The sequence below is a fragment of the Sporosarcina sp. P1 genome, from assembly GCF_002743155.1.
Classification (GTDB): Bacteria; Bacillota; Bacilli; order Bacillales_A; family Planococcaceae; genus Sporosarcina; species Sporosarcina ureae_B.
Window position 1 is genome coordinate 30,754 of sequence record NZ_PDYS01000004.1, and the last position, 12,509, is coordinate 43,262.

Below are 12,509 nucleotides of genomic sequence, written 5' to 3' on the forward strand. Positions count from 1 at the left end.
AGTTCATTCCGTATCGATTTGTGCGCGTTGCAACTTGCCGCTGTAATCGATGTAAATGCTCTTCCATTCCGTAAAGACATCGAGTGCCGCGACCCCGGAGTCACGATGACCGTTCCCTGTCCCTTTCGTTCCACCAAACGGCAAATGAATTTCCGCACCTGTCGTGCCTGCGTTGATATAGACGATACCTGTATCCAGGTCGCGTTGTGCGCGGAATACTTTATTGACATCTTGCGAGAAAATCGAACTGGACAAGCCATACGCAACGCTGTTATTCACTTCAATCGCTTCATCCAGACTACTGACCGTGATCAATGAAACGACTGGGCCAAAAATTTCTTCTTGCGCGAGTCGGCTATCCCATGCGACATCCGCAAACAATGTGGGCTCAACATAATATCCATTCGCGAATTTCCCTTCATTCAGCACATTTCCACCTGCCACTAGATTTGCACCTTCACTTTTACCGATTTCGATATAGCTCTGGATTTTCTCCAGTGCCTTTTCATTGATCACTGGACCGACTTTCACCGTTTCATCCAGACCGTCGCCCATCGTTAAGTCTTTCATGCTCTCCATCAGACGTTTCTGCAATTCTTCTTTCACATCTTCATGAACGATGACTCGACTACAAGCTGTACAGCGCTGTCCTGCCGTTCCAAATGCGCTCCACAAAATTCCTTCTACCGCTAGTTCAATATCTGCATCTTCCAGCACGATGACCGCATTTTTGCCGCCCATTTCTAGAGATACTTTCTTCAAATGGCGACCGCCTAATTCCGCAACGTGACGTCCTGTTTCCGTCGAGCCGGTAAATGAAATAACCCGTACGTCCGGATGTTCGATCAGCGCAGTGCCTACATCTGCACCTGAACCAAAGACGATATTCGCCACACCACGCGGCAAGCCGGCTTCTTCAAAGATCAACGCCATTTCATATGCCATCAACGGCGTTTCCGTCGCCGGTTTCCAAATGAATGTATTTCCGGCGACAATTGCCGGGAACGATTTCCATGTAGCAATGGCAATCGGAAAGTTCCATGGAGTGATCAGACCCACAACACCAATCGGTGCTCGAACACTCATCGCAAACTTATCCTGCAACTCAGACGGAACCGTTTCACCGAACAATCGGCGACCTTCTCCAGCCATGTAGAACGCCATGTCAATCCCTTCTTGCACTTCACCACGTGCCTCTTCTATGACTTTACCCATTTCCTTCGTCAGTACTTGCGCTAGATGTTCTTTTTTGCCTTTCATAATACGGCCAATTTCATAGAGATAATCCGCACGTTTCGGTGCCGGCACCAAAGCCCATTTCTTCTGTGCTTCCTTCGCCGCAGCAACCGCCTGCCGAACCTCTTCATCCGTTGACAAAGGTACTTGTGCTAATTCATCCCCGTTCGCCGGGTTGAGTACAGCTGTATAACTAGCAGCTTCCTCCTGCCACATGCCGTCAATATAATTAGTTAGCTTCATCAAAACTACTCCTCTCTGCTCGATATAATTTTCGTCAGTTGTCTCTATTAGAATTGTTCGACAATATATCATCCTATTCCTTTAAAGCTAGACATATTCCGGATAAATTCACTTGATGGTCAACAATTGATAACGGGTATAGAGCGCTTGTGTCATTTCATAGAGCGGTTAAATGGATGGATAGAGCGCTCTAGGGGATTGATAGAGCGCCTAGAGCGATTTATGAGCGGATGTCGTGGAAGTATGAGCGCTTAGAAGAAAGTATGAGCATTTCCCCCTAAAGAAAACGACATTCATTGATTGTAAGCGGAAGACAGCGAATCTTGATGGATGTGCATGCGCTTTGATACTCCAGAATGAACGAAATCCGTACTGTAGAGAGTTGGTGTGGGAAGTATCCGCCTAAAACGCAGATCAACGGTGCTTTCCGGCTCATCCCTGCCCATACAAAAAACCGCCACAGCAAGTCGGAAATTCCAACTCGCCATGACGGTTCGCATGCATTACAATAAATACCAAATATAGTGCGCTTCTTCATGACTACCCGGCGTAAGAGCAACACTCTTCGGATAACTCATTTTCTCCACAGCCATCTCCATCAACTTACTGACATGTGGATTTAACTGCTCCGCCTTAGCGAATAACTCTAAAGCGCGCTCTGAAGACGTACCTTGCGCGCGTTCCATCTCGACCAACCATGACAAATACCAATACGCTGCATCATCTTTAGAAACTTCTGCACTCGCCTCCAGCACCTGTGCCGCTTGATCAATTTCTCCTTGATGGATCAACGAAGAAATCGCCAAGTATCGTGCACCTTGATGGTCAAAGAGGTCAAGCGATAGAAGACGCAATAACATGTCGCTCGCTTCAACAAAACGGTCTTGCTCATAGAACCACACACCGTACTGCATCAAGCTGCGTAAATATGGACGATTCGGTGCGAACTTCCACGCATCTTCCGCACGATTGTCAAATTGTTTTTCACCGGAGAATATCGCTTGTTTGAAGAACTTCTCCTGCTCGTCCTTCGAATCTGTCAACTCCGTCTGAAGTAACAACGCATCGACATTCGTCGGATCAGCGCCATATGCACCTACTGCGAAGTCATGTCGCTGCTCGATCGTTTCGGCATTGTACGCCATATAGCAAAGCATCTGTGCTTCTTGTTGTTGATTTTCCGGCTCGAACGGCTGCTGGATCGCTTCTTGAATGTACGCTTGTGCTTCTTCAAACGAATCGAAATTATGCTTTTGCGTTAACATATGCACTTGCCAATTCATTTGCTCAGATGGAAGAGGGTTGGTACCGATATGATACACAGCATCGGTCTGCCTTTCTGCCATCATCTTTTCAAGGTCTTCAATCTTCTCTAGTAGAATATCAGTATGCTTTCGGAACGAAGAGACCGAAACCCCGAACAGTTTACCTACTTCTGCTTGTGTATACGTATTCGTCATCATACTCGTATCGACTGCCAATTGGAACGCCGCCGCAGCGAGTACTTCCGGCTTACGGAACTTCGGATTCTGGTCGGTAAAGTAATACGCCAGCAAGGATAGTAACATTTCATACGCGCCCGGATGTAGCTCTTCCTTCTCGAGTGCAGCATCTAATATTTCCACTACTTCACGTTGCAATGGTGTGAAATTCTGCTCCACTACGTCAGATAACGTCTGAACGTCTAGCTTGCAAACCACTTCATAAATATCGACAAGGTGCTTCTTGAAGAAATTGAAACTATTCTTTTCCTCGCTCGTTTCAGCTAGTTCTTGCACACGCGTCAATAGTTCATCACTCATATGATCATTCACTGCAATGGCAGAAATCGGCATGACCCAGCGCTCTTCATTGCGCATCTCTTCCAAGACAATCGCAACGACAGCGCGAACATCTTCAGGCTCACCCGCTTCTCTTGCCAATAAATACTCGCCTTCACCAAGAATCTCTTTCATATGGTAGACGTCTTTATCCGCCTTCGTCACTTCTGCGAATGTAATGAAAACATTTTGCCAGCTCTTTAAAATGGCCCGTACCGCTCTATTTTGTGTACGGTTTAGCGCTTTTACAAGATGGCGTCTCCAAAGATCTTTCCGCACGACGAAGAAATAGTAATCGCTGACATTCGTCACGAGTTCCTCTTCTTCCATCCACTCACCGAGACGTCCAGCCCACTCTTTCAATAATCCTTCTAATGATTGAATCTCAGCAGGAGACAAGGACGTTTCATAATAGCTGTTTAATACTTTCTTCAATTCTTCTTGGACTGCATTTGTGCCCGGCATTTCTGTTTTGCCACAGCAGTTCTCCACGATTTCCCCGCTTCCGCATGGGCATTTTTCTTTATTCCCTATCACATCGAACACAACCTTTTCTTTTTACTATACCATACTAAAAAGAAGCTCCGCATGCATAGCAGCATACGAAACCCCTTGTTTTACTATTCAGACTGTTTTTTCACTTCACCAGTTGTCGGTGGCATGACCCGTTTAATGAATAACGATAAAATCAATGCGACGAGTGTAATCATAGTAGAAATGAAGAATGCGTGATTGACGCCATCTAGCATCGCCATACGTTCAATCTCCGCTTTCATAGTGGATACATCGACTCCAGAGGCGGCCAAATCCTTCGCTTGGACAGCCGCTGATACATCCAATCGTTTTGTCATAAGCGTCAATAACAACGCCGAACCAATCGCGCCCGATACTTGCTGCAATGTGTTATTCATTGCCGTACCATGTGGGTTGGAGATCATCGGCAACGAGTTCATTCCGTTTGTCATAACCGGCATCATGACCATCGATAAACCAAACATCCGAAGCGTATAGACACCCATCAAATAATAATAACCTGTATCCATCTGCAATTGGCTCAATAAATACGTCGAGAATACCGAAATACTAAGTCCTGTGTAAACTAGGACACGCGGCCCGTATTTATCGAATAAACGACCTGTGATGGGCGACATGATCCCCATCAATACCGCACCCGGCAACATCAGCAATCCAGCATCTAACGGTGAAATCCCGCGAACGTTTTGCACATATAGCGGTGTCAAAATCATTCCAGAAAACATCGCAACAGACAATACCATCGATACGACGGAAGCAAGGGCAAACATCGGATATTTGTAAATCCGAAAATCGAGCATCGGCTCTTTCATGCGTAATTGTTTTAGAATGAATAGCACGAGCGAAATCGTACCAATCGCGATTGTGCCATAGACGATCGGAGAACTCCAACCCTTTTCACCCGCAGAACTGAAACCGTACAGCAAACCACCAAAACCGATAGTCGACAATACTAACGAGGAGAAATTGATGCGTACATCACGATTCGGTGTAATATTCTTGAGTTTGAAGATGGCGAGGGCCAATGTTAGCAATGAAATCGGCAGCACAATCTCAAACAATGTCCGCCACGAATAATGCTCGACTATCCAGCCAGACAATGTCGGCCCAATTGCAGGTGCCGTGAACATCACAAGACCGAACATTCCTAATGCCGCTCCCCGTTTTTCAATTGGGAAAGCCGTCAACATTACATTCATCAACAGTGGCATCATCAGTGCCGAACCGGTAGCTTGGATCATACGTGCAACTACTAGTAAAGAGAATGTCGGTGCGATGATTGCGATAAACGTCCCTAGAGAGAAAAGCACCATCGCGATAATGAAGATTCTTCTATTTGTAAACTTCTGAATGAAAAACGCACTTGCCGGAATCATAATCCCGTTGACCAGCATATAACCTGTCGTCAGCCACTGAACAGCCGATGGAGTAATAGAAAACTCTTCCATAATGACCGGCAATGCAATATTCAGTAAAGTATTGTTCAAGATCGCAACAAACGCCCCTATGAATAATATGGCTATAATGCCATAGGGCGGTTTCTCATGCATTTTTTTAATTTCTATTGATTCTACCATTTTATCCTCCTATAGCATGTGAAAGTTATGTCAGATTTATATTTTATACCGTCAGTATATTTATTACAACTAATAGATTTCAAAAATCTCAAAAGCTTGATGTAACAATGTTTTAAGAATAGTATATAAAGTATACACAGGGTATAAAAAATAAAACACACAGGTGATTATCTATGAATGACCGCAAAAAGCACGTATTGCTTATCGCAAAACAATTATTCATCGACAAAGGCTTTCACGCGACATCTATTCAGGATATTTTGGATGCAGCGCAAATTTCAAAGGGAACGTTCTATAATTACTTCTCTTCTAAAAATGAATGTCTCATGGCGATTTTGCGAGACGCTTATTGTATAAGTTACTTACGAAGAAATGAGCTAGCGATTGGCAAAGATCTAGCAGACCCTGCCTTGCTCTCTGAACAAATTGAAATTCGTTTGACGATGAACCGGGAACAAAACTTACTTCCACTGTTTGAAACAATCGTTCATTCACCTGATGACGAGCTACGTCAATTCGTCAAGCAGATGCACTTCCGTGAACTCGCATGGATTGCGAAACGACTGGTCGACGTCTACGGCGAAGAAGTAAAACCCTACGCCTATGATTGTGCATCGCTGCTTTTCGGATTCATCCAACATGCGCTCAACATCTGGAAAAGTTCAACTACCGAGCGAATTGATACGATGAAACTAGTGGAGTTTGTCATGCAACGAATGGAAGTCCTCGTACCGGATATCGTAAAACGAGACGCACATTTCCTGTCGCAAAACTTGCTGGAAGATATTTTAACAGCCGCAGAGTTTTATCCGATGCCACGCGAAGTGCTAATCGAGAATTTGCAAAAGTTCATTGACAATTTACCGAAGGAAGAAAGTCAACAGACATTATACAGCCAGTTTTTATTGGATGAGCTATCCGCTGAACACCCCCGATTCTATTTACTGGAATCCGTTGTACGTTCGTTCCGTCAAGCGTTTGAAGGTTCCGAATTACAGTTGCAGGCAATCGAACTGTCCGCAGCGATTTGGTTGTTCATCAATAAATCCCAGTGACAACACAAAAGAGACTAGCCAAGTCAGCGAGTACGACGTGGCTAGTCTCTTTTTTCATTGTAGAGGGGGGTGAGTAAATCTTTGCATGTCACACTATACAGTAAAATAAACTAGTTGATCTTAGCGCATACCAACTAACCACGAACTTGATGATTGGGCTCTTCCCCTTGCGCAAATGCAAGTAACGCGTCCACGTTCAACTTCATCATCGCCTTGCGCGTCTTCACTGTAGCACTGCCAATATGCGGAAGCACTGTCACATTCGGCAATGTCAGCAACGGATGATCTAGCGGAACAGGCTCAGTCTCAAACACGTCTAGCCCTGCCGCATGAATCTTTTTCGTGCGTAGCGCATCAAACAGTGCGTCTTCATCCACGATACCGCCACGTGCGACATTGATCAGAATACCCGTCTCTTTCATCTGGGACAACTGTTTTTCGCCAATCATACCTTTCGTCTCTTCACTGAACGGCACCAAAATTAGCACGAAATCAGACGACGCTAGTAAATCAGGCAATCCGGCATAACGACAGCCATACATATCTTCCATTTCGGACTTGCGGTTACGGTTGTGATATAGCACGTCCATATCGAACCCTTTTGCACGTTTCATCACCGCTTCACCGATCCGGCCCATGCCGACGATCCCCAATGTAGCTCCATATACATCCATTCCCGTGAAACCAAGTGGCTCCCATGACGTCCAGCGCCCTTCGCGCAACATATTCTCTGCACCGATCAAATCACGGGCCGTCGCCATCAATAAAGCAAACGCCAAATCTGCAGTCGTTTCTGTCAGCACATCCGGTGTATTCGTTACGGTAATATTCCGTGCCGCCGCCGCTTTAACATCGATGTGATTATAGCCCACTGCCATATTAACGATTAGTTGCAATGAAGGGGCTGCGTTGAGGACTTCTTCATCGATTTGATCGGAAATGACGGTCCATAGCGCGTCAGCGTCAGCCACTTCTTTTAACAACACATCACGGGGAACCGCTTCACTCGTTGATTCCCACATGCGTACTTCATAGTATTCACGTACTGGGGCGATCATTTCTTCCGGCATCTCTCGACAAATATATACTGTTGGTTTCATGGACAGCACTCCTTTAGCCACCGATATAGTTCATATTAATTTTCTTACGGTTCTTCACGGTCTGCTCCGTACGTTCATCGGAATAGCGGTCTTTTCGGCCTCTCCAGACGTTGGCGATCACTTCGTATACTTCTTCGTCGGTTTGATCCGAACGAATTAATTCCCGCAGGTCAAAGCCTTCTGACGCGAAGAGACACGTGTAGAGTTTCCCTTCGGATGATAGACGAGAACGTGTACACGTGGAACAAAACGACTTCGAAACAGATGTAATGAAGCCCACTTGCGCATCCGTCCCTGTATAGCGATAGCGTTTGGCTACTTCACCGTAATAGTCTTCTTCCGCAGGCTCCATATCGAATTCAGTTGCCAGCATGTCGTAGATTTCTTTCTTCGTGACGACTTTTTTAAAACTCCAGCCGTTGTCATTACCGACATCCATGAACTCGATATAGCGTAACGTGATGCCGCGTTCTTTGCAATACGCTGCCATTGGGAGGATCTCGCTTTCATTGATACCTTTTTGTACGACCATATTTACTTTAATGGTGAAGCCTATGTCTTGTGCCTTTTGGATATTTTTGAGAACAAGTTCAGGTGAAATGCCACGGCCGTTGATCTGTCCGAATAATTCTGGATCGAGTGCGTCTAAACTGATATTTAGACGGCGCAATCCAGCGTCGTAAAGCGCTTGCGCGTATTGACCGAGCAACACTGCATTCGTTGTAAGTCCGATGTCTTCGATCCCTTCGATGTCGTGAAGCTTTCGTATCAACTCGGGTAAGTTTCGGCGCATCAGCGGTTCACCGCCCGTCAAGCGTAGTTTCTTCACACCTAACTGAGCAAAAATCCGTGCCAAGCGCTCCAACTCCTCAAACGATAGCAATTCATTTTTAGCTAGAAATAAAAAGTCATCGCCAAAAACTTCTTTCGGCATACAGTACGTACAGCGGAAATTACAGCGATCCGTAACAGAAATCCGCAAATCCCGAATCGGGCGACCGAGCTGATCTACAATGGCATTCATCTTCTTCATCCCCTTTCTAGTTCACATGGCGTGTTGACATTTTTAAAAGTTATTTCAGGTGTATTGGTTAATACAGCGCCTTCAATCCACTGACTTTCATGTTGCGCTTGCACATGCATGACTCGACGATTGCCATTGAGTAACGCTTGTTTTATCGTCGGTTTGACGTTAGCATTCCAGACCGAAACAAGTGGATGTCGTTTGCCTTCTACCGTGGCAGACGAAATATCTCCATGATGCAATTCAAGCAATCTTTTCATGACACCCGCTTCAATAAACGGCATATCACAAGGCAATACTACGTATCGGTCTGCTTCCAACAACTCCATTGCAGATAAAATCCCTGCAAGAGGACCCATTCCGGAAAACGACTCCAGATCTGTCGTCACCCTAACAGTGTCTGGAAACAACTCTTTGCTTTCAGGACGCGTGACAATAACGATTTCATCGCAAATTGGACGCAATGCATCTAACGAATAACGATAGAACGCGTGACCTTCATGCGTCGCAAATGCTTTTGGCGAGCCAAAACGCCGCGATTGACCGCCCGCTAGCAACACACCGACCGTCTTCATCCGCCACTCACTGGTGGAATAAACGCACAGACATCTCCCGCCTGAATGACATCATCCTTTAAGGCATATTCTTCATTCACCGCTACATGAATCGTCTCTTTACCGAAACCCGGATACGTGTCTTCTGCCCAGTTCAGCAATTCATCGACCGTCAAAGGCGCACAATCCAAAGACTCTTCCCCTTTACCCGTCAACTCGCGCAGCCTTGCAAAGTAATGAACTGTAATCATTGTGATTCGCTCCCTTTCTCTGGATATTTCTTCTGTGCACCGATCCATTCTTCGCCGTCTTCCCAGATTTCTTTCTTCCAAATCGGTACGACTTCTTTAATGCGCTCAATTGCATATTCATTTGCGTCATACGCTTCTTTTCTGTGAGGTGACGATACCGCGATGACTACAGCAATGTCTGATATTTTCAGCTCACCAATCCGATGTGCCATAGCGACTCGAACTCCCGGCCACTTCGCTTCCATCTCCGCACCGATTTCAGCAAGCTTCTTTTCCGCCATCGGGACATACGCTTCATACGCGAGATACAATGTCCGTACGCCATGCGTCCATTCACGAACATGTCCCGTGAACACTGTCACGGCGCCCGCTGCCGGATGCAAAACGAGATCGCTGTATTTCTGCACATCAATCGGCGTATCTATGATTTCATATCGTTTCATTCTCTTGCCTCCACCCATTCTTGCAGCCACTCATCGAGTCGTGTAATGTCATCGAACAATTCGGCTGTTTCCACCGTCTGAATGATTCCAGACAACGACTCCAGCTCTTGCCGTTGTTCTTCATTTCGGATGAGCACCACTTTCTCACCGGCTTCTTTTTTATAGCCTTCTATCAATAAAACATCCGGCTCACTAGACGCGGCCAATGTCTTTAACTGTTCAAATGAACGTTCTTTATTCTGTATCAATTGTATCATATCGCCGCCCGCCACAAGAGTTGAGACTGCTCCACATTGTAAGAATTGCACCGTATCCGTATGCGCTGGCGGTAGTGCGGGCGCGCCCCCATGCCCATGATGTTTGAGCACCGCCACTTCGTAACCAAGCTGTTTCAGCACGGTGATCCAGTGCGAAACAAGCGTCGTTTTTCCACTGTTCTTGAAGCCAACGACATGTAGTGTCTTCACAGTTCCCAACGCTCCACACCTTGTTCCGTTCCTAGTAACAATACGTCCACCAGCATACCTTTTTCAAAGCCGCGGGTTCCGCTTGGCAAGACGATCATGCAGTTCCCCCGCGCGATAGATGACACTGCACTGGATTTATTGAAACCTGCAGGCGTCGCTATGATTCCTTCAGTTGTCATCGACCAGCTAGCGCGAACGAAACGAGTGAACGGATTCGCTTTCTTGAAATCTTCCCCAAGAACCGCTTGAATACGCGGCATATAAGGCGCTGTACAGCCCATCATCGAGTAAATGGCAGGGCGTGCGAATAATTCAAATCCCGTGAAGCAAGCAGAAGGATTTCCTGAGAGACCGAATAATAATTTATACCCTAACACTGCCACCGTCGTCACACTACCTGGACGCATCGCCACTTTATTGAACAATACTTCCGCACCGAGTCGTTCGTAGATTACCGGCAAATAATCGTAATCTCCGACCGACACGCCGCCTGTTGTAATAAGCAAGTCTGTTTCCTGCAGTGCCTTCTCAACGATTTCAGTGCATGCATCCAAGTCGTCTTCCATCATGCCATACGATGTATAGTCAATTCCCATTCGCGCCAACTGTGCACGAATCATCGGTCCATTTGAATTGCGGATCTTCCCCGGCTCGAGTTCTTCAGCGACGTCCAATAATTCCGTCCCAGTCGACAATACCCCTGCAATTGGCCGTTTCGCGACACGCACTTGCGCATAGCCAAATGTCGCTAGCAACGCAATGGTTCCTGGATGAATGATCGTTCCTGCTTCGATCAATGTCTCCCCTCGCTTCGCATCTTCGCCTTGACGCGAAATGTTTTCGCCCGCTTCAAACGGCTTACGTAACGTAAATCCATTATCATTCTCCACCGTTTGCTCCAGCATCACGACCGCATCCGCATGTTCTGGAATCAATGCACCTGTCATGATGCGAAACGATTCACCTGGCTCAATCGGACGATCCGCTACATGCCCTGCACCAATTTCTCCAATCACACGAAACGCTTTTCTTGCATCACCTGAAGCACCCACCGAATCTTCCGCACGAATTGCAAACCCGTCATACGGCGAACGATCAAAAGGCGGCACGTCATGTTTTGCGACGATAGGCTCTGCTAGCACACGACCATATGTATCTTCTAACGGAAGAACTTCTGTACTAAGCTTATGTACATGTTTCATCACACGTTCTACAGCTTCTGCCACTTGTATCGGTTTTCGAATTTCTACCACGTACATCTCCTACTTTCTTTTGTTATACTAACTAGTACAATGAAATGAAACGAAAGGATGATCATCATGTCCGAACTTACACACTTCAATGAACAAGGCCGTGCCAAAATGGTCGACGTGTCCGACAAAGAAACATCACTACGTACCGCGATTGCCACATCGTCCATTAGTGTCAACAAATCCATCCACGAACAAATCACTCATGGCACAAATAAAAAAGGAGACGTCTTCGCAGTCGCGCAAGTCGCCGCCATCATGGCCGCGAAAAACACGTCCACCATCATTCCCATGTGCCATCCACTTCCTTTAACGGGTGTCGATGTCCGATTTGATTGGGATATCGATGAGGAATCTTCCCATTATCATGTGCTAATCCAAGCCGAAGTCAAAACGAAAGGCGTGACCGGTGTCGAAATGGAAGCCTTGACTGCCGCTTCTGCCGCCGCATTGACGATTTACGATATGTGTAAAGCGGCTGGCAAGGAGATGGTCATCGGACCGACGATGCTACAGCATAAATCGGGCGGGAAAAATGGAGATTATCAACGCGCGGACTAAACGTCGCGCGTTTTTTTGGTTGGATGGTGGGGTTGTTGTGGTGGTGGTTGTTGCGCTCAATGATATCGCGTGAGCGCTCTATCAGGCTGCGTATACGATCATACTTCTGCGCTATCCGCTCTATGAGCACGCGTAGCCGCTCATTCTTCCACGCTACCCGCTCTATCAGGCCGCGTAGCCGCTCATTCCCCCGCGCTATCCGCTCTATGAGCACGCGTAGCCGCTCATTCTTCCACGCTACCCGCTCTATCAACCCACGCATCCGATCATTCTTCCACGCTACCCGCTCTATCAGGCCGCGTAGCCGCTCACACTTCCGCGCTATCCGCTCTATCAACCCACGCATCCGATCATACTTCCGCGCTACCCGCTCTATCAACCCACGTATCCGATC

The 12,509-nt window shown here is 46.6% G+C and carries 12 protein-coding genes; 2 read left to right on the top strand and 10 right to left on the bottom strand.

Translation table 11 applies throughout. The features are described 5' to 3' along the window. Positions 1-3: 3 nt before the first annotated feature. From CSV73_RS06305 to CSV73_RS06315, 3 genes are all read right to left on the bottom strand, one after another. Positions 4-1,479 carry an aldehyde dehydrogenase family protein gene (locus CSV73_RS06305; protein WP_099626904.1) on the bottom strand — a complete coding sequence of 492 codons (1,476 nt, stop codon included), beginning with the start codon at positions 1,477-1,479 and terminating at the stop codon, positions 4-6. A 503-nt stretch (positions 1,480-1,982) separates the two neighbouring features. After that, positions 1,983-3,836, bottom strand: a complete 1,854-nt coding sequence (locus CSV73_RS06310; RefSeq protein ID WP_085132621.1) for a tetratricopeptide repeat protein — start codon at positions 3,834-3,836, stop codon at positions 1,983-1,985. Positions 3,837-3,919: 83 nt separating this feature from the next. Next, the gene (locus tag CSV73_RS06315) at positions 3,920-5,410 is read right to left on the bottom strand and encodes a DHA2 family efflux MFS transporter permease subunit (RefSeq protein ID WP_099626905.1); all 1,491 of its coding nucleotides are present in this window, start codon (positions 5,408-5,410) and stop codon (positions 3,920-3,922) included. A 173-nt stretch (positions 5,411-5,583) separates the two neighbouring features. On the opposite strand from CSV73_RS06315, the gene CSV73_RS06320 reads away from it, so the two are divergent. Next, positions 5,584-6,465, top strand: coding sequence for a TetR/AcrR family transcriptional regulator (locus tag CSV73_RS06320; RefSeq protein ID WP_085132619.1), 882 nt, complete (start codon positions 5,584-5,586; stop codon positions 6,463-6,465). A 134-nt stretch (positions 6,466-6,599) separates the two neighbouring features. Here CSV73_RS06320 and CSV73_RS06325 read toward each other — a convergent pair whose 3' ends face one another. From CSV73_RS06325 to CSV73_RS06355, 7 genes are read right to left on the bottom strand one after another with little or no spacing between them, the layout of a single operon-like run. Continuing rightward, positions 6,600-7,565 carry a 2-hydroxyacid dehydrogenase gene (locus CSV73_RS06325; RefSeq protein ID WP_099626906.1) on the bottom strand — a complete coding sequence of 322 codons (966 nt, stop codon included), beginning with the start codon at positions 7,563-7,565 and terminating at the stop codon, positions 6,600-6,602. A gap of 13 nt (positions 7,566-7,578) precedes the next feature. Then, positions 7,579-8,598: a GTP 3',8-cyclase MoaA gene (gene moaA / locus CSV73_RS06330; protein ID WP_099626907.1), complete on the bottom strand. Its 1,020-nt coding sequence runs from the start codon at positions 8,596-8,598 to the stop codon at positions 7,579-7,581. Continuing rightward, positions 8,595-9,164: a molybdenum cofactor guanylyltransferase gene (gene mobA / locus CSV73_RS06335; protein ID WP_099626908.1), complete on the bottom strand. Its 570-nt coding sequence runs from the start codon at positions 9,162-9,164 to the stop codon at positions 8,595-8,597. The genes moaA and mobA overlap by 4 nt, the downstream gene beginning before the upstream one ends. Next, the gene (gene moaD / locus CSV73_RS06340; RefSeq protein ID WP_099626909.1) at positions 9,161-9,394 is read right to left on the bottom strand and encodes a molybdopterin converting factor subunit 1; all 234 of its coding nucleotides are present in this window, start codon (positions 9,392-9,394) and stop codon (positions 9,161-9,163) included. Before moaD ends, mobA begins: the two co-directional genes overlap by 4 nt. Then, positions 9,391-9,837, bottom strand: a complete 447-nt coding sequence (locus CSV73_RS06345; protein WP_099626910.1) for a molybdenum cofactor biosynthesis protein MoaE — start codon at positions 9,835-9,837, stop codon at positions 9,391-9,393. The genes moaD and CSV73_RS06345 overlap by 4 nt, the downstream gene beginning before the upstream one ends. Then, on the bottom strand, positions 9,834-10,304 hold the full coding sequence (mobB, locus tag CSV73_RS06350) for a molybdopterin-guanine dinucleotide biosynthesis protein B (RefSeq protein ID WP_158232296.1): 471 nt from the start codon (positions 10,302-10,304) through the stop codon (positions 9,834-9,836). Before mobB ends, CSV73_RS06345 begins: the two co-directional genes overlap by 4 nt. Next, positions 10,301-11,557 carry a molybdopterin molybdotransferase MoeA gene (locus CSV73_RS06355; RefSeq protein WP_099626912.1) on the bottom strand — a complete coding sequence of 419 codons (1,257 nt, stop codon included), beginning with the start codon at positions 11,555-11,557 and terminating at the stop codon, positions 10,301-10,303. The genes mobB and CSV73_RS06355 overlap by 4 nt, the downstream gene beginning before the upstream one ends. A 66-nt stretch (positions 11,558-11,623) precedes the next feature. Here CSV73_RS06355 and moaC point away from each other — a divergent pair, with 66 nt between their 5' ends. Then, positions 11,624-12,115 carry a cyclic pyranopterin monophosphate synthase MoaC gene (gene moaC / locus CSV73_RS06360; protein ID WP_085132611.1) on the top strand — a complete coding sequence of 164 codons (492 nt, stop codon included), beginning with the start codon at positions 11,624-11,626 and terminating at the stop codon, positions 12,113-12,115. Positions 12,116-12,509 lie beyond the last annotated feature (394 nt).